At 42.2% G+C, this 18,175-nt stretch carries 15 protein-coding genes and 1 riboswitch; of the genes, 9 read left to right on the top strand and 6 right to left on the bottom strand.

The annotated features are described in order from the left end of the window. Window positions 1-3 precede the first annotated feature (3 nt). On the top strand, window positions 4-4,428 hold the full coding sequence (locus tag EP57_RS09460) for a 2-hydroxyacyl-CoA dehydratase (protein WP_036086082.1): 4,425 nt from the start codon (window positions 4-6) through the stop codon (window positions 4,426-4,428). 203 nt (window positions 4,429-4,631) lie between these two features. After that, the gene (locus EP57_RS09455; protein ID WP_036086080.1) at window positions 4,632-5,270 is read left to right on the top strand and encodes a DUF5105 domain-containing protein; all 639 of its coding nucleotides are present in this window, start codon (window positions 4,632-4,634) and stop codon (window positions 5,268-5,270) included. A gap of 72 nt (window positions 5,271-5,342) precedes the next feature. Here EP57_RS09455 and EP57_RS09450 read toward each other — a convergent pair whose 3' ends face one another. Continuing rightward, window positions 5,343-5,975: an NAD(P)-dependent oxidoreductase gene (locus EP57_RS09450; protein WP_036086077.1), complete on the bottom strand. Its 633-nt coding sequence runs from the start codon at window positions 5,973-5,975 to the stop codon at window positions 5,343-5,345. Between the two features lie 343 nt (window positions 5,976-6,318). Here EP57_RS09450 and ahpC point away from each other — a divergent pair, with 343 nt between their 5' ends. Continuing rightward, entirely contained in the window at window positions 6,319-6,882 is a 564-nt protein-coding gene (gene ahpC / locus EP57_RS09445; protein WP_036086075.1) for an alkyl hydroperoxide reductase subunit C, read from the top strand. Between the two features lie 2 nt (window positions 6,883-6,884). Continuing rightward, complete coding sequence (ahpF, locus tag EP57_RS09440; protein ID WP_036086074.1) at window positions 6,885-8,414, top strand: alkyl hydroperoxide reductase subunit F; 1,530 nt, start codon at window positions 6,885-6,887, stop codon at window positions 8,412-8,414. A 44-nt stretch (window positions 8,415-8,458) separates the two neighbouring features. Here the strand turns inward: ahpF and rarD are convergent, their stop codons facing one another. Then, window positions 8,459-9,400 carry an EamA family transporter RarD gene (gene rarD / locus EP57_RS09435; protein ID WP_415820788.1) on the bottom strand — a complete coding sequence of 314 codons (942 nt, stop codon included), beginning with the start codon at window positions 9,398-9,400 and terminating at the stop codon, window positions 8,459-8,461. Between the two features lie 95 nt (window positions 9,401-9,495). Between rarD and EP57_RS09430 the strand changes: the two genes are divergently transcribed. Then, entirely contained in the window at window positions 9,496-10,137 is a 642-nt protein-coding gene (locus EP57_RS09430) for an MFS transporter (protein ID WP_036086073.1), read from the top strand. Window positions 10,138-10,181: 44 nt separating this feature from the next. Here EP57_RS09430 and EP57_RS09425 read toward each other — a convergent pair whose 3' ends face one another. After that, window positions 10,182-10,712, bottom strand: a complete 531-nt coding sequence (locus EP57_RS09425) for a YceI family protein (RefSeq protein ID WP_036086072.1) — start codon at window positions 10,710-10,712, stop codon at window positions 10,182-10,184. Between the two features lie 40 nt (window positions 10,713-10,752). Next, window positions 10,753-11,193: a MarR family winged helix-turn-helix transcriptional regulator gene (locus EP57_RS09420; protein ID WP_052167623.1), complete on the bottom strand. Its 441-nt coding sequence runs from the start codon at window positions 11,191-11,193 to the stop codon at window positions 10,753-10,755. A gap of 185 nt (window positions 11,194-11,378) precedes the next feature. Between EP57_RS09420 and EP57_RS09415 the strand changes: the two genes are divergently transcribed. After that, window positions 11,379-11,837 (top strand): MarR family winged helix-turn-helix transcriptional regulator, encoded by a 459-nt coding sequence (locus EP57_RS09415; RefSeq protein ID WP_036086067.1) that lies wholly within the window; start codon window positions 11,379-11,381, stop codon window positions 11,835-11,837. 36 nt (window positions 11,838-11,873) lie between these two features. Here EP57_RS09415 and EP57_RS09410 read toward each other — a convergent pair whose 3' ends face one another. Together EP57_RS09410 and ytvA are read right to left on the bottom strand one after the other, a co-directional pair. Then, complete coding sequence (locus EP57_RS09410; protein WP_036086065.1) at window positions 11,874-13,358, bottom strand: amino acid permease; 1,485 nt, start codon at window positions 13,356-13,358, stop codon at window positions 11,874-11,876. 110 nt (window positions 13,359-13,468) lie between these two features. Next, window positions 13,469-13,660: riboswitch (Lysine riboswitch) on the bottom strand. A gap of 100 nt (window positions 13,661-13,760) precedes the next feature. After that, the gene (gene ytvA, locus EP57_RS09405) at window positions 13,761-14,534 is read right to left on the bottom strand and encodes a YtvA family blue-light photoreceptor (RefSeq protein ID WP_036086064.1); all 774 of its coding nucleotides are present in this window, start codon (window positions 14,532-14,534) and stop codon (window positions 13,761-13,763) included. A 195-nt stretch (window positions 14,535-14,729) separates the two neighbouring features. On the opposite strand from ytvA, the gene EP57_RS09400 reads away from it, so the two are divergent. From EP57_RS09400 to EP57_RS09390, 3 genes are all read left to right on the top strand, one after another. Next, entirely contained in the window at window positions 14,730-15,374 is a 645-nt protein-coding gene (locus EP57_RS09400) for a GTP pyrophosphokinase (RefSeq protein ID WP_036086062.1), read from the top strand. A gap of 14 nt (window positions 15,375-15,388) precedes the next feature. After that, complete coding sequence (locus EP57_RS09395; protein ID WP_036086061.1) at window positions 15,389-17,449, top strand: Na+/H+ antiporter; 2,061 nt, start codon at window positions 15,389-15,391, stop codon at window positions 17,447-17,449. Window positions 17,450-17,627: 178 nt separating this feature from the next. Then, window positions 17,628-18,170, top strand: coding sequence for a helix-turn-helix domain-containing protein (locus EP57_RS09390; protein WP_036086059.1), 543 nt, complete (start codon window positions 17,628-17,630; stop codon window positions 18,168-18,170). Window positions 18,171-18,175 lie beyond the last annotated feature (5 nt).

The following is an 18,175-nucleotide window of genomic DNA, read 5'->3' as shown; positions in this document are numbered from 1 at the left end:
ATTATGATTCATGTAGGATTAGATGTGGGATCAACGACGGCGAAGACGGTAGCGATGGATGAGACGGGGAAAATCGTATTCCAGACGTATCGGCGACATTTTTCGGATATTAAATCGGTCACTTTAGCCATTATGCGTGATTTGCAAGAGACGTGCGGGGAAACTGAAATGACGTTTAAAATCACGGGTTCTTCGGGACTTGCGATTGCGAAATTTTTGCAGGTGCCGTTTATTCAGGAGGTTATTGCGTGTACGGAAGCGGTGGAGCAGGTTATTCCTGAAACGGACGTGGTGATTGAGCTTGGCGGGGAAGATGCGAAAATCATTTATTTCTCAGGTGGCATCGAACAACGGATGAACAATGCGTGTGCTGGTGGGACAGGTGCGTTTATTGACCAAATCGCTTCGTTGTTACAGACAGACCCGAACGGCTTAAATGACTTGGCAAAAGGCGCTGAGACGATTTATCCGATTGCTTCGCGTTGTGGTGTATTTGCGAAAACAGATGTGCAGCCGTTATTGAATGAAGGCGCGCGAAAAGAAGATATTGCGGCTTCGATTTTTCAAAGTGTGGTGACGCAGACGATTAGTGGTTTGGCTTGTGGTCGCCCGATTCGTGGGAAAGTCGCGTTTTTAGGCGGACCGCTGACGTTTTTAGATCAGTTGCGGTATCGTTTTACAGAGACGTTGAAAATGAAAGATTCCGATATTATTGCACCGCTAAATGCGGAGTATTTTATCGCGCTTGGAACGGCTTATAATGGTTGGAAAGACGAAGCGTTTGCGATAGAAGATATTATTACGCGACTTCGTGATTTGGATTTTTCGAGTATGGCGACAGATACAGAAATTTTGCCAGCTCTATTTACGCGTGCGGAAGATTTGGCGGCTTTTCGCGAGCGGCACAATCAAATGAAAGCGCCTCGTGGTGATTTGGCGAGTTATGAAGGCGATGTTTATTTAGGTATCGATGCGGGTTCCACGACGACAAAGCTTGTTTTGATGGGGAAAGATAATGAGATTTTGTACTCTTTTTATGATAGCAATAAAGGAAATCCGTTGCAGTCGGTAATTGATGCGACGAGTCATCTGTATGAAATTTTGCCAGAAACGGTGAAAATTAGACAGTCGGGGATTACGGGCTACGGCGAGTCGCTAATTAAGGCGGCGCTGAAAATCGATGTTGGTGAAATTGAGACCGTGGCGCATTATCGGGCAGCTCGCGAATTTCTGCCGGATGTGGATTTTATTTTGGACATCGGCGGACAAGATATGAAATGTATGAAAATCAAAAATAAAGCGTTAGACAGTTTAATGCTAAACGAGGCATGCTCGGCGGGCTGTGGCTCGTTCCTAGAAACATTCGCGCAAACGCTAGGTGTGACCATTCAAGAATTTGCAGACAAAGCGCTCCAGGCAAGAGAACCAGTTGACTTAGGCTCACGCTGTACCGTTTTCATGAATTCAAAAGTGAAACAGGTGCAAAAAGAAGGCGTATCAATGGAAGACTTGTCCGCAGGTCTAGCCTATTCTGTTGTCAAAAACGCATTACAAAAAGTCATCAAGTTACGCAGTCCAAAAGATATCGGCGAAAAGGTGATTGTTCAAGGCGGCACATTTTATAATGAAGCGGTTTTACGCGCATTTGAATTGCTAACAGGGCGTGAAGTTGTCCGTCCCGACATCGCAGGAATGATGGGGGCGTATGGCGCAGCGCTAATCGCCAAAGAAAACTACGAAACAGGAGAAGTTAGCCAATTACTCGTTTTGGAGAAATTACGCGAGTTTCAAGCTGAAACGTCGCAATCACGCTGTAATTTATGCAGCAATTCCTGTCAATTAACGATTACGAGATTTGGTGATGACCGCAAGTTTGTCAGTGGGAACCGTTGTGAACGCGGGGAACGTGTCGAATCGAAGAAGAATTTGTTACCGAACTTATTTGAATATAAATACAAACGCGTTTTTGATTATAAATCATTGAAAAAAGACGAAGCGACCCGCGGCACGATTGGGATTCCGCGCGCGCTGAATGTGTTTGAGAACTATCCTTTATGGCATACGATTTTTACGAACTTAGGTTACCGTGTCACTTTATCGATGAAATCCTCGAAGAACCTGTATGAAAAAGGCATTGAAACGATTGCGTCTGAGGCGGTTTGTTATCCTGCGAAATTAACGCACGGTCATGTGATGGACTTGATTAAGAAGAAAGTCGACTGCATTTTTTATCCGTCCGTCGTGTATGAGAATAAGGAATACGGCGAAGCGACGAATAACTTCAACTGTCCTGTTGTCGCGGGTTATCCAGAAGTTATCCGCGTGAACGTCGATGCGCTAGAAGAACAAAACGTGCCTCTGATCGCGCCATTTTTGACATTAGATAATGAAAAAGCGTTGCTAAAAGGGTTGCACGAGGCATTCCCAGAAATCCCGCTTGCGGAAATGGAAAGCGCCGTAAAAGCAGGTATGGAAGAAGCACAAGCATTCCGCAAAGACATCCAAACAAAAGGCGAAGAAGCACTCGAATACATTAGCAAAAACAAAATCCGCGGCATTGTCTTGTGCGGACATCCATATCATATCGATCCAGAAGTAAATCATGGCTTACCAGAACTTATCACAATGAACGGCATGGCAGTCTTGACGGAAGATTCCGTATCACATCTTGGCGAAATCAAGCACCCACTTCGCGTGGAAAACCAGTGGAAATATCATGCCCGACTTTACCGCGCAGCCAGTTTCGTAGCAGAACAGAAAAATCTCGAAGTCGTGCAACTCACATCATTTGGTTGCGGTCTTGACGCGATTACAACGGATATGGTACAAGAAATCATCGAAGGTCACAACAAAGTCTACACGCTCCTAAAAATCGATGAAATCAACAACCTAGGCGCAGCGCGAATCCGAATCCGTTCCTTAAAAGCCGCGATGGACGAACGCGAACGCAATAACGTTTTACCGACAGCGATGCCAGCTCCGAAACCACGTGTCCTTTTCACCAAAGAAATGAAGAAGAACTATACAATTTTGGCGCCACAACTCGCACCAACGCATTTCGAATTACTAGAAGCAGCAGGTCGCGAAGTAGGCTATAATTTGGAAGTTTTACCAGCCGTAACACCGCGTGCCGTCGATGAAGGATTGCGTTACGTCAACAACGACGCGTGTTTCCCAGCGATTTTAACAATTGGTCAAATGATGGATGCCTTAAAACACGGGGATTATGACCTTGATAATTTGGCCGTTTTAATGACACAAACAGGCGGAGGTTGTCGCGCAACGAACTACATCTCAATGTTGAAAAAAGCGCTAGGCCAAGCCGAACTTGATCACATCCCAGTTATTTCGCTAAACGCAAACGGTCTTGAAAAACAACCAGGCTTCAAAATTACACCAAAAGTCGGCGTTCGATTCCTCGTGGGTCTTTGTCTTGGCGACGGGTTAGACCGGATGCTTTACAAAACACGCCCATACGAAAGAGTAGCAGGTAGCGCGAACAAACTGCACCGCCATTTCATCGAAGCAGGAAAAGAAATGCTCGCGAATTATAGCCCGTCCGCTTACGCTAAATTTTGCCGTGAGATGGTAGAAGCTTTTGATCAAATCCCGCTAACAAAAGAAGTCAAGCCAAAAGTCGGCGTTGTCGGTGAAATTTTAGTGAAGTTCCACCCAGGTGCCAATAACGATATTGTCGGCGTGATTGAAGAAGAAGGCGGGGAAGCAGTCGTTCCAGATTTTGTAGACTTCTTGCTATATTGTTGCTACGACAGCCATTTTGCAGCCAATACGTTCGGCATGTCCAAAGTGAAATCATTCGCTAAACATAGCATTGCCATTCCAGTAATCAACAAATACCGCAAACCAATGTCTGACGCTCTGCGCGCAAGCAAGCGATTTACCGCACCAGAAAATATCGAAGTCATCGCAGAAAAAGCAAGTCAACTCTTATCACTCGGCAATAAAATGGGAGAAGGCTGGTTCCTAACCGGAGAAATGATTGAATTACTGGATAGCGACGTACCAAACATTGCCTGCCTGCAACCATTCGCCTGCTTACCGAACCATATCACTGGCCGCGGCATGATTAAAGGCTTGAAAAAAATGTACCCAGCGGCAAATATCATGTCCATCGATTACGACGCAGGTTCAAGCTCCGTCAACCAACTAAACCGAATTAAACTAATGCTCTCCATCGCCAAAAAACAACTAGAAACAACGACTCAAACAGAAAAAGCACCCATAACAACAAAAGCATTCCGACCAAAAGATAAAATTGTCGACACAGCAAAACGCGTCCGCGATTCAGCGCCAATCGAAAAAATCGGCAGTACCGTGAAGCGCGCTCGTGAAGCAGATCCAGTCGGTCATATTGCCAGCAAAGTAAAAGCAGGAACAGAAACCGAGAATGTACAACCGGAGCAATAATACGCGAAGGAGTCAACGTTAGCACCAAGTTTTTTCCTATAATCAAGCTTGAATTGTGTTGGAAAGGGTAAGTAATAGTAATACGAAATCGCTTATTTTATGGATAATTTGTGACATTACCGGCGAAAAGCTTGTAATATTAGCATAATCCTTTAGAATAGGAGAGGTATGAAAATAAGGTATGGGGAAAAGGAGTGTACAACGTGAAGAAAAAGTTAGCTTTAATGTTCGTTCTTGTTTTAACTGCTGCAATAACACTGGCAGCCTGTGGAGATAACCGAGTAGAACCAACAGAGGCCGCTGATGTTGCCGTTAACACAATCATTTACAATAAAGACACAGATAAATTCAAAGATGTTTTCGGTGAAGATGCCACGAATTTACAAAAAGAAATCAAAGATGGTTTCAAAAAAGGTTTCACAAGTAGCCTAAACATCACAGACGGTAGCATTGACAAAGAAGTCGATGCGCTTTACGACACATTCACAAAACGTGTTGGTGAAGTAACGAAATACAAAACAAAAGTAACCAACAACGATAAAGACAAACCAACTGTTGAAATCTCTGTCAACGGACTTGATATGACGACTGTCCAAGCGGATATGACAACAAAACTTCAAGAAAAAGTAAAAGCTGACCCTTCTATTCAAGAAGACGCTAAAAAAGCAGCCAATGCAATGCTTGAAGTATATCAAGAAACGATTGCAAAAGCGAAAGTCTCTGATAAAGCTGTCAAAGTGAAGATGAACTTAGAGTCAAATAAAGATCAGTGGAAAATCAAAGACGCTGACACATTTGCGCAAAGTCTTTACCTAGCATTCTTTACTGGAACTGCCCAATAGTAAAAAAAAGCGAACCCTTTTCTAATGAGTTGCCGTTCTGGTCTCATTGGAAAAGGGTTCGCTTTTTCGTTATTAACGTTGTCCGACAGTGAAGCGTGCGCGAATATGTTTGGCGTTTTCTGCTTCGTCGATCAGTGCAATAGCGTAGTCTTCCATGCTGATGTAGCTATTACCTTCTGAGTCTACGATTAATTCGTCTGTTCCAGTTGCATAAGTACCTGTGCGTTCGCCTGGCTCGAATAATCCAGCTGGGCTAATAAATGTCCAATCAAACGTTGCATCTTGTTTTAAATGATCTAATTGAATGGCTTGTGCTGCACCTGTCGCATAATAAGGCGCTTCTTTGAAAGATGGTGTATCCAACACGCGTGTCCCTTTATCGTCTACGAATGAACTTGCCGCACCACCAACGACGATTAAACGTGGAGAAGTCGTGCCATTCAAAATAGCAATTAAATGATCGATTGATTTCCAATGATTATCCGATTCTTCGATTGGCGCGCTAAACGCATCCACCAAGACATCAAATCCCGCAACATCTTCTTTTGTTAAGCTAAAAATATCTTTTTCTAATACATCAATGGAAGTATCTGTGATTTTGCTAGCATTACGAACAATCGCCGTTACCTCATGCCCACGATTCTTTGCCTCTGTTAAAACTCTCGAACCTGTCCGACCAGTTGCTCCAATAATACCAATTTTCATTATAAAAACCTCCTTGAAATTTTAGTTGTAACTATTATTGTTACAACGATTGATTTTAGTATACTGCTATATATCCGAAATGTAAAGCATAAAGTTTCACCTAGTTATTTCTTACGATAATTTTCTAAATGAGAAATAGAGATAGCAATTGATAAAATGGGAGGCTTATGCGATATCATCAACGGGAAATGCTGAATATAATAGAATTCGCAACAGGTAAATCCAATCAATATTTGTTTTCAAATAAGATATATTATAAACAACACTTGACATCTCCTTCAATTAAGTTGATAATTTTAAGTGTGAGAGTTCACAATAAATAAGATTCAAGGAGGAGTTATAGATGTCGTTGATTGGAAAAGAGATAGAAGAATTTGCTGCAAAGGCTTTTCGCCAAGGTGAATTTATCGATGTGTCATCTGAAGATTTCAAAGGAAAATGGAGCGTGGTTTGTTTTTATCCAGCAGACTTTACGTTTGTTTGTCCAACAGAACTTGAGGACTTGCAAGACCAATATCGTACATTACAAGATTTAGGTGTGGAGATTTATTCGGTCTCAACAGATACACACTTTACACATAAAGCATGGCACGATTCTTCAGATGCCATTGGGAAAATTGAATACACGATGATTGGAGATCCTTCCCATATGATTTCACGTATTTTTGACGTTTTAGACGAAGAAGAAGGTTTGGCAAATCGCGGAACATTCATTCTTGACCCAGAAGGCGTAGTTCAAACAGTAGAAATTAATGCAGATGGTATTGGTCGCGACGCTAGTACTTTAGTAGACAAAATCCGCGCTGCACAATACGTGCGCAACAATCCAGGCGAAGTTTGCCCAGCGAAATGGAAAGAGGGCGCCGAAACATTAAAACCAAGCCTAGACTTAGTAGGTAAAATCTAAAAATGGCTTTAGATAGAGAAATCAAGGAACAGCTTGCCGGTTATCTGGATTTACTAGAACAAAACATTGTTTTAAAAGTAAGTGTCGCAACAGATGAAAACTCGCAGAAGTTGCTTGAATTTGTTAGTGAAATTGTGGACATGTCTCCCAAGATTCGTATGGAAAACGCTTCGCTTTCAAGAACACCAAGTTTTAGCGTCGCGCGTGAAGACGAAGATTACGGCATTGTTTTCGCAGGAATTCCATTAGGTCACGAATTTACATCGCTTATTTTGGCACTGCTTCAAGTAAGTGGGCGTCCACCGAAAATCGATGATAAAATCAAAGCCCAAATTCAAAAAATCAATACACCGCACCAATTTGAGACATATGTTAGTTTGACATGTCATAACTGCCCAGACATCGTTCAAGCGCTCAATATTATGAGTGTGCTGAATCCAAATATTTCACACACCATGATCGAAGGCGGCATGTTCAAAGACGAAGTCGAAGCCAAAAACATCATGGCAGTCCCAACTATTTTTGACAAGGGCGAGGCGTTTGGCAGCGGTCGGATGAGCATTGACCAAATCATAACAAAAATCGTCGGAGCAGCTGATGCTTCGGAGTTTGAAGACAAAGAAATTTTTGATGTATTAGTTATTGGTGGCGGTCCAGCAGGAGCCAGTGCCGCGATTTATGCAGCCCGTAAAGGCATTCGAACAGGAATCGTAGCCGATACTTTCGGAGGACAAGTGTTAGAAACGATGAGCATTGAAAATCTAATTGGGACGAAATATACAGAGGGTCCAAAACTGATGGCTCAAGTAGAAGAACACGTGAACGAATACGATGTCGACGTAATGAAACAAGTACGCGCGAAAAGCATTCAGAAAAAAGACAACGTAGAAGTAACGCTCGAAAACGGCGCAGTCTTAACCACAAAAACAGCAATTATCTCGACTGGTGCAAGATGGCGTAACATTGGTGTTCCAGGCGAACAAGAATTCAAGAATAAAGGAATCGCATACTGCCCACACTGCGATGGCCCGCTTTACGAAGGTAAAAATGTAGTCGTTGTTGGTGGCGGAAACTCCGGTATCGAAGCCGCAATTGATCTTGCAGGTGTCGCAAAACACGTGACCGTTCTAGAATTCGCGCCAGACCTAAAAGCCGATGATGTCTTACAAAAACGCCTGTACTCTTTACCAAACGTCACTGTTTTAAAAAATGTACAGACAAAAGAAATCACCGGACAAGAAAAAGTGGATGGCGTTACATACGTGGACCGCGAAACAAACGAAGAAAAGCATATCGATGTCGAAGGCGTGTTCATCCTGATTGGCCTAGCACCAAATACAGAATGGCTTGAAAACACTGTAGACCGCAATCCAATGGGAGAAATCATTGTCGACAAACATGGCGCGACAAACGTTCCCGGCGTATTTGCAGCAGGCGACTGTACCGACAGTGCTTACAAACAGATTATCATCTCGATGGGCTCAGGCGCTACCGCAGCACTTGGCGCATTCGACTACATGATTCGCAACTAAAAAATAGGATGGGGTGTCCATGACTCGGACACCCCATCCTATTTTTATGATACAGTTGTTTTTTTGAGTTTTGCGGCAAAGACTACGTGTGAGATAGTGAAAATCAGTAATGCTGCCCAAATGAAGATGAAGGCGATTAGTTGGATGAAATCAAATGCTTCGTGGAATACAAATACGCCGAGAATCAGCATTAAGGTTGGTCCTACGTATTGGATGAAACCGAGCATGACATAAGAAATCCGCCGCGCACTCGTCGCAAATAATAAAAGCGGAATCGCAGTCACCACCCCAGCGCCAAACAATACAAGGTTCGTATCAAAGCCAAAGTGCATAAACGCATCACGAGCAAAGAACAACAAAAATACAAGGGCAAATGGCGTCATAATAATCGTTTCAACTGTAAGTCCGCCCCAAGCGCTGACTGGCACCAACTTCTTAATCAAGCCGTAAAGCCCAAATGTCACCGCCATCGAAATCGCCGCCCATGGGAAAACGCCTTGGTGAATCGCTAAAATCAACACACCAATCGCCGCCGAAAGCACCGCTAACATCTCGCCCCGACTTAATTTTTCCTTCAAGAATACCGTTGCCAGAAGCACATTGACTAGCGGATTAATATAATAGCCAAGACTCGCACTAATAACATGCCCATCGTTGACCGTGAAAATAAAAATAAACCAGTTCGCCGTAATTAACACAGACGCCGTCGTAATCGCCAGAATCAATTTTGGCTTTTTAAAGAGGGCCCGAATCTCCGCCCAAATTTCCTTCGTCTTACCTAGCAACACAATAACAATCACCATGAAAACAAAGGACCAAATAATGCGGTATGCTAGAATTTCACTGGCAGGAACATCGCTTGCTAACTTCCAATACAGTGGTAAAACACCCCAAATAATGTACGCGGCAATCGCAGTTAAAATCCCCAGCGTCTTTTCTTTCTCTGAATACATGTCCTCACCTTTTTCTAAAAATAATAGAACCATTGTAACATATATTTCCCCCGAAAAAGTTGAAAGTTGCTGAAAAATATTTTTTCGCATATGATTAACTAAAGAAGAGAAGGGGAGAAGATAATCTAATGCTGACTAAGAAACAACTAATTCAAGAAAAAAGCGGCCAATTAACCGAAGCACAACAAGCCTACATAAAAACGGTGGAATGGGTGGTCGCTTCCGATAAAAATATAGCAGAACACGACAAAGAAGAAGCCTTGCTAAAAGCCATCGAACGCTTATTAAACGCAAAAGATGCAGCACCAGAAGAAACGCTTGGCATGGACGCGACAACATACGCCAGACAGCTCACACATAAACTACCAGACGTAACGCAAACCAATCAAATTCCGCTATTCGTCTTTATTGGAACGCTAATCATGAGCGCTTTTTTAGTCGTGATGGGCATCATTCATTTTATAAATAAAGAGCATGTGTTTTACGTCGGGACATTTGTTGTATCCATTTTGCTCGTATTTATTTGTATCGTATGTATGCTCGTTGGTGGCTACATCCTCTGGAAACACTACACTGTGACCGCCGCCAAATCGATTGCCGCATACTTTCTAATCGGTAGCGGAATCCTTATTATGTATGTTTTCGTGCTCGTATTCCTACTTATGATCCTACCGAACTTCGGAAAAGTCATTTCAAGTGGAGCGCTTATCGAACTCATACTAGGTATAGCAGGATTCATCACAGCAACCGTCATCTGGCGCAAAATATAGAACAAAGCCCGAGTGCAACCATCACGCACTCGGGCTTTTACATCTTATTTAGAAACTTCGATTTGAATATTTAGTTTCACTTCATCACCAATTAATACGCCGCCAGTTTCAAGCACTGCGTTGTAATTTAGTTCGAAGTCTTTACGATTGAATTTACCAGTTCCTTCAAAGCCTGCAACCATGTTACCAGACATTGGGTCTTTGCTTGTTCCTTCATATTCCACGTTAAATGTGATTGGTTTTGTAATCGTACGGATCGTTAAGTCACCAGTCACTTTGTATTCGTTGCTACCATCGGCTACGATATTTGTTGATTGGAACGTGATGGATGGGTGGTTTTCAACATCGAAGAAATCTGGGCTCTTCAAATGGCCATCGCGTTGTTCTTGACGTGTGTCGATAGAAGCTGCGTCCACTGTGAAAGAAAGGTTAGCTGTTGTTAAATCTTCCGGATCAAGCGTTAAATCCGCGCTGAAGTTTTTGAAAGCACCTTTTACTTTTGATACCATCATGTGTTTTACTTGAAACTCGATTGAACTGTGTGCTGGGTCTACATTCCATTTTTCTACTGTCATTTTAAAATTCCTCCAATATTGGTTTTATTTGGCGCCATCTTCAATTAGCTCGCCAGTGGGACTCGGCGTTTAAACCGATTTTTTTTAATCCCGAAATGAGTATTTCTTTCTCTTCCTCGTTCAAAATCGTGAGTTGTTCTTTAATCAAGACTTCAAACTGGGGAAAAAGATTGCTGATAAATTGTGTGCCTTGTGCGGTCAATTTCGCATAAACAACGCGGCGGTCATTCGGATCATTGACGCGGACAAGATAGTTCTTCTTTTCAAGCTTGGTGACCATGTAAGTCGTATTGCCATTAGAAATCAAATTCTTCTGTCCAAGTGCCTGCAATTGTTGCGGGCCAAGATGATAAAGCTGTTCTAAAACACCGAATTCACTCGGCGTAATTCCATGAGACTCCACTAAATTCGCATGAACCTTCTGAATCCAATTGGCAGATCGCAACAAGACGGTGAATAATTTCAAGTCGATATCTTCCACAGAAAACACCTCGTTTCAGTCAAATGTTTTAATATCGAAATATCTTACAAACAAATAATAACATACTTGTAAAAAGTAAGTCAATAGATAAACGCAAAAAAATAAAAGTTTCTTCGTTAAATTTGTGTAAAGATGCTTGTGTATCATGTATAATAGCGTAAAATAGAGATAAAGAGGTGAGAAAGATGGAATTAAGTGAAGATAAAGTAAAACGTGTACAAGAAGTATTAGGGTCTTACTGGGCCATCAACCGCATCACTGCCAAACACGCTGAACAAAACGCACTAAGCCTAGGTTTGTCATTGCAGCAAATGGCGATTATTAATATTTTATACACACGACCAGATTCCACTATCGATGACCTAAAAAAGAAATTGTTTACCTCCACCGAAGTCATTACAGCCAATGTTAACGGGCTCGTTCATGGAAGACTTGTTGAGAAATTAAATACAGCATTCGTAGAAAATGCCGATGCGTGGCGCTTGCAACTAACCGATAAAGGCAGAGAAATGTCAGAGCGCTCCACACAAAATGCGTTTGCCTACAAAGCGATGATGAAGGCATTAGAAGAACTGGATGATGAAGAGATTGATAAACTTATCGAGATTAACCATAAAATCGAGAAGTTGTTGAAGACAGACTAAAAAGCAGATTGGCTCCCGAGCCAATCTGCTTTTTTCTTAATCGCGTTTTCCATCTACATACGAATGTTCATCGAATGAACACTCATCAAGCGGAATTACTTTTGATTTTTTCGTAAATTTATAGATGAGCCAGAACGCTAGGAAAATTGGGAGTCCGATATAGGAAATCGCAATTTTTTGCCACCATTCTGGGTTGGAAATGTCAGGATGTAGGAACGCGTTGTAATCTTGCCCGACAATCACTAAAATACATAATACTAACGCAAGTAGCGGCCCGAACGGGAAGAACTTCGCTTTATATTTCAGTGCATTTAAGTCCAGCCCTTGTTTCACATACGCTCGGCGGAAACGATAATGACTAATCGCAATCCCAACCCAAGCAATAAAACCAGTAAGACCAGAAGCGCTTAGCAACCACGTATAAATGACGGTTCCATTTTCGCTAAGTGTTGTAATGAACGTCATCGCACCAACAATCGTTGTCAAAATAAGTGCCGCCATCGGAATACCGCGACGATTTACTTTTGATAGAAATTTCGGTGCTTTGCCGTCTTTAGCCATCGACCATAACATCCGTGTGGAAGCGTAAAGGCCAGAGTTACCAGCAGACAATACCGAAGTTAGGATAACCGCATTCATCACTGACGCCGCAATGGCTAACCCCGCTTTTTCAAAAACAAGTGTGAATGGGCTAATCGCTACATCTGTTGCTTCGCCGCCGAGTAAATTCGGGCTAGTATAAGGAATAATCATCCCAATGACGAAAATCGCAAAGATATAAAACAGTAAAATACGCCAGAAAACTTGCTTAATCGCTTTGGGTACACTTTTCTCAGGAGTCGCGCTCTCCCCAGCAGCAATCCCCACAAGCTCTGTACCTTGGAAAGAGAAACCAGCGAGCAAGAACGTCCCGAGTATCGCGAAGAAACCACCATTAAACGGTGCATCCCCAGTCGTAAAATTAGAAAAACCGATAAATTGACCGCCGAGAATCCCGAAAATCGTCAAGACACCGACGATTAAGAAGACAATCACCGTAATAACTTTAATAATCGAGAACCAATATTCCGATTCACCATAAGCTTTAACAGACAGAGCATTCAAGCCAAAAATAATGAGCAAGAACACTGCGCTCCATAACCAAGCAGGGGCGTGCGGAAACCAGAACTGAATAATGAGTGCCGCCGTAGAAATATCAACAGCAAGCGTAATCGCCCAGTTAAACCAATAGTTCCAACCAAGCGCAAATCCAAAAGCAGGATCAACAAAGCGCGAAGCATACGTACTAAAAGAACCTGAAACAGGCATATACGTCGCCATCTCACCAAGACTTGTCATCAAAAAATAAACCATTAAACCAATCGCAGCATAAGCTACCAATGCGCCACCAGGGCCAGCCGTAGCAATCGCATTACCACTCGCTAAGAATAATCCTGTTCCTATCGAGCCCCCAATCGCAATCATCGATAAATGTCGCGTTTTTAAATCTCTCCGTATGTGACCTTGTTGTTCTTTTTTCACTTGTAAAACTCCCTTTCTTTCTGAGTTGAAAAATGAGGTTTTGGGAACAAAAAAACTGATCCCGAAAATGTTTCTTAAGAGACCAGTTCTATAATACCAACGTCAAAACAGCATTAGATAGCACACCCGTCCCGCCAAGCTATTGGCAAAAACAGCAGTTCTGTTTCTTTCGATAACAGCCCCAGCTTAAATAGTCTGACACCTATTTTCACTTCGGCGAGCATCCTTTTCGCGGTTAGTCATTGGCGTGTCATGCGCCTCGTTAACCGTTAATCGTGAATTTCGCAACCTCTACCTCACCATTGATGAGGATTTTATTAAGTTTTTCATGTACTATACTAACGAATTTAGCACGTAAATGCAAGGCTTTTTTTGAAAAATGCGGTTTTTGGATGCCTGGTGTTAGACGTTTTTTAAAGCTTCGCGAACGGTGCTGAAAGTAGGAATGTTTGGTAAGCGGCTATCGTAATTGACCATAAGCATCGCGAATTTCGGCGAAACACCGGTCAACATTAGGCTAACGCCAGTTAATTTCGTCAATGCTAGGAATTTAATGAGATTCGCTGCAACGTCGTCATTGAAGTCCGCAAGACCTGAAATATCCATAATCAAATAATCAATATGGCTATCATCGAGATACGACGCGACATTTTGCGTCATTTCCTCAAACCGATCGGTAGAAAGCGCGCCAACTAGCGGCAATACTGCAACACCTTCTTGGACGGGAACGATTGGTGTGGACATTTTCACGATTTCTTCGATCGAGTCTTCCAGTAGCATTTTGTATTTTTCTTCGCGAGTAACGTCTCTTTGAATCCCGATAAAATAGTTTTTCCCAGATTCTTCGTCGTAGATTGGATCGATAGTTAGTTCGTTGAAGAAAATCTCGCCATTTTTGCGATAGTTTTGTAAGAAAACATTGACGTTTGTTCGATTTTTCACGGCTTGACTAATTTTTGCAAGTGCGGCTTTATCGGTTTTGCGACCTTGAAGCATACCGCAGTTTTTGCCCATTACTTCTTCTGATGTATAACCAGTAATCCGTTCAAATCCACTGTTTACATAGATAATTGGGTTTTTCGGCAGGTCACCATCTGTAATCACTACGCCGACACTAGTCATGTCCAATGCTTTAGAAATAATTCGAAACTGTAACTTCGCTTCCTTGTTTAACACCTGCTACACACCCATTCCATTTGATTTACACAACCCCATCATACCAAAAACCACAAAAAATAGGAATCCTAAAAATAATAAAATGATGATAAAATAGTAAGAAATCGCCTTATTTTAATGAATTGGTGTGCGAAAACTTTAAAAATGTAGTAACATAAGAAGGTAATGTAGAAAGAAGAGAGAGGAGTTATTTTTGTGCAGCAACCTTCTATAAAAGAGCTAAAAGAATGGCGTAATGTGATGTTAATGCATCGTTTCGCCTTAGAGGAAGTCAATACGAAGTTAAAAATCTTAAATGATGAGTTTCAATTTATTCATGATTATAATCCGATGGAACATTTGAAATCACGTGTGAAAAGCTTCGAAAGTATTACAACAAAGCTAGAACGAAAAGGCTTAGATATCACGCCGGAGAACGCCTATGCTCACGTTCGTGACATCGCGGGAATCCGTATCACTTGTTCTTTTGTTTCCGATATTTATAAAATCTATGAGATGCTAGCGAACCAAGATGATATGACTATTTTAAATGTGAAAGATTATGTGGAGAATCCTAAGCCAAATGGTTATCGGAGTTTTCATTTAATTTGCGAAGTGCCGATTTTCTTAACGAATACATCGCGCAAAATGTGTGTTGAAATTCAAATTCGCACGGTTGCCATGGATTTTTGGGCAAGTCTCGAGCATAAGATTTATTATAAGTATAAATCAACGGCCCCGGCGCATTTGACGCAAGAGTTGTACGAGGCTGCGGCGATTATTCAGCATTTAGATGACAAGATGAAATATTTAAATGATGAAATTGACCAGTATAAAAATGAGGTAGAAGGCAAGGAGTAAGGGGAGGAAAAAAGGTGGATATATTTTATTACGTACTCATTATGTTAGCTGCCATCTTGATTTCGAATGTTATCAACCGGTTTGTGCCATTCGTATCGATACCGCTAATTCAAATTGGATTAGGGGTTCTAGTGGCGTTTTTACCGCTCGCTTTTGAGTTGAATTTAAATCCAGAATTATTTTTAGTGCTGTTTATCGCACCGCTACTATTTAATGATGGGAAAAGATCAGATCGCCAGGCGCTTTGGAATTTGCGGGCACCGATTTTGATGTTAGCGTTAGGGCTCGTTTTTGTAACGGTGCTTGTGGTTGGTTATTTCGTCAATTGGATGATTCCGACGATACCGCTCGCGGCAGCTTTTGCACTGGCAGCGGCACTTGCGCCAACAGATGCTGTAGCAGTAGGCTCTTTATCGGGACGTATTGATTTGCCAAAAAAAATTACGCATTTGCTGGAAGGCGAGGCGCTCATGAATGACGCATCGGGCCTTGTAGCGTTCCAATTTGCGATTGCAGCGATGGTAACTGGCGTGTTCTCACTTTGGGATGCTTCTGTTGAATTTGTTGTGGTTGCAGTCGGCGGGATTATTTGTGGTCTCGTGCTAACTTTTATTAAATTTCGGTTTTTAAAATGGATGCGTAAGCTGGGCATGGAAGATGTCACGTTACATATGTTAATTCAAATTTTGACGCCATTTGTGATTTATTTGGTGGCAGAAGAATTTCATGTTTCAGGAATTCTAGCTGTTGTTGCTGCCGGAATTATGCACGCTTTTGAAAGAAAGAAAATGGACCCGATGTCTGTGAAGCTAAACGTGGTATCACAGGGAACTTGGTCGGTTATTATTTTTGTGTTGAACGGTTTAGTGTTTATTATTTTAGGAACACAATTACCAGATATTATTCAAGTCGTATGGGAAAACTCGGGAATTAGTAATTTACAAGTGCTGTTCTATATTTTACTCATCACATTTGGGCTTATTGCGATTCGCTTCTTGTGGATTCACTTTGGCTGGCTCATCCCGCATTTAATGAAAAAAGAGGATATGAGTAAGCCGAATCTGCGCGCCACGGTGTTAACATCGCTGTCCGGAGTACGTGGGGCGGTAACGCTAGCTTCGGCGCTGTCGATTCCGTTTGTACTTGGCGATGGTAGCCCGTTCCCGCAGCGCTCGCTCATTATTTGCATCGCATCAGGCGTTATTTTGTGCTCGCTGATTATTGCGACGGCGATTTTGCCAATTTTGGCTCGAAAAGATGAGACGAAATCTGATAGCCCGCGCGCGGAGCAAACGATGAAGCTGACGGTTTACCGTTATGTGATTGAGAACCTCGGCAAAGAAGTAGACGCCGAAAACAAAGCCGCAGCACAAGCCGTGATGGATGATTATCGTCAACGGATGCGCGATGTGCAAAAACAAGATTTAGATATGACGAAACAGCGGGACATCGAGATTGGTCAGCAACAATTACGCTTAGAGATTTTAGGCTGGGAACGCGAAAATACCCAGCTCCTTCTTAAAAACGGCGAAATTGATGAAAAAACAGCATACCGCTATGAAAAATACATCGATGCGTTAGAAAATGCTTTGACGCACAAATTAAAAACGCGTTATCGCATGATGGGAATGATGGCCAAGCGTCTAACTCGCCAGCTTTTACATCCAAAAGAGTGGAAGAGAGCGAGAGAGCGAATTGCTGAAATGAAACAAGATCCAGAGCGTGGCCGCGAGCAAATGGAAATCATCCGTTCGCTACGTGAGAAAAATGCAGCGTTCGTGACGGAGAAATTAAACGAACGCATTGGCGACATGAACCCAGCCGTTATTTGGCCGCTCATCAATGAAAACAAACGCGTGGCAGAACAAATGCGCCGTGATCGCGTCGTACCAAAATCAAGAGAGAAATTCGAACAACAGAAAAAAGATGTCCAACTACAAGCCGTCCAACTGGAACGAGACATCATTCAAGAACTATTTGAAAAAGGCAAGATTTCGCGTGATCTAGCACGTGAACTACGACAAAATCTAAGTTTATACGAGACATATTATTTAGGAACAGAAGACTTAGCATAAATGAGCAAAAACTAATGGAGCAACGGGAGCTTCATTAGTTTTTTTCATAAAAAAGTATTGCGGGGAAGCGGCTTCGTGTTGTATAATAGTCATTGCTGTGGTAAACATGAAGTTTAATATTACTAAACAATACTGACTTAGAGTTTACTTCTACTAAACTAACAGGAAGGTTGCGACTATGGATATAGGGAAGCGGATTAAGAATTTACGACTTAGTAAGAATTTGACGCAAGAAGAGCTTGGGGAACGAACGGACTTGACGAAGGGCTACATATCGCAATTAGAGCGCGATTTAAGCTCGCCTTCCATTGAAACGTTATTTGACATTTTAGAAGTGCTTGGCTGTACACCGAAGGAATTTTTCGATGAAGAAGAGCAGGAACAAAAAGTGGTGTACGACGAAACGGAGCATACTTTTTTTGAAGATGAGGAAAAAGGGTATCAAGTAAAGTGGCTTGTTCCAGAGTCTAACGAGAAAGAAATGGAACCGGTCTATGTCACATTGTTTGCCAAAGGGGCATTCAAGCAGTTCGAGCCCTCACTTTCAGAAACATTCGCCTATGTATTAGAAGGCAAAGTAACGATTAAATTAGGTAAAAAAACATATACTGCAAAACAAGGGGAAGCGATTTATTTCCATGCTTCGGATGAACATCAAATTTGTAATGAAGAAGACACGCCGGCGACCGTAATTCTGGTTGCGACGGATTCGTATTTGTAAGGAGG

This window comes from Listeria booriae, assembly GCF_000766865.1.
In the GTDB taxonomy this organism is placed as follows: domain Bacteria; phylum Bacillota; class Bacilli; order Lactobacillales; family Listeriaceae; genus Listeria_A; species Listeria_A booriae.
The sequence above is the reverse complement of the archived record's forward strand: the minus strand, read 5'-3'. Positions and strand labels throughout refer to the sequence as shown.

Excerpts from the sequence above, each read along its gene's own strand:
- rarD (WP_415820788.1), bottom strand. The coding sequence starts at position 9,400 with ATGGTTCTATTATTTTTAGAAAAAGGTGAGGACATGTATTCAGAGAAA.
- EP57_RS09450 (WP_036086077.1), bottom strand. The coding sequence starts at position 5,975 with ATGAAAATTGGTATTATTGGAGCAACTGGTCGGACAGGTTCGAGAGTT.
- EP57_RS09425 (WP_036086072.1), bottom strand. The coding sequence starts at position 10,712 with ATGACAGTAGAAAAATGGAATGTAGACCCAGCACACAGTTCAATCGAG.
- EP57_RS09430 (WP_036086073.1), top strand. The coding sequence starts at position 9,496 with ATGCTGACTAAGAAACAACTAATTCAAGAAAAAAGCGGCCAATTAACC.
- ahpF (WP_036086074.1), top strand. The coding sequence starts at position 6,885 with ATGGCTTTAGATAGAGAAATCAAGGAACAGCTTGCCGGTTATCTGGAT.
- ahpC (WP_036086075.1), top strand. The coding sequence starts at position 6,319 with ATGTCGTTGATTGGAAAAGAGATAGAAGAATTTGCTGCAAAGGCTTTT.
- EP57_RS09460 (WP_036086082.1), top strand. The coding sequence starts at position 4 with ATGATTCATGTAGGATTAGATGTGGGATCAACGACGGCGAAGACGGTA.
- EP57_RS09390 (WP_036086059.1), top strand. The coding sequence starts at position 17,628 with ATGGATATAGGGAAGCGGATTAAGAATTTACGACTTAGTAAGAATTTG.
- EP57_RS09415 (WP_036086067.1), top strand. The coding sequence starts at position 11,379 with ATGGAATTAAGTGAAGATAAAGTAAAACGTGTACAAGAAGTATTAGGG.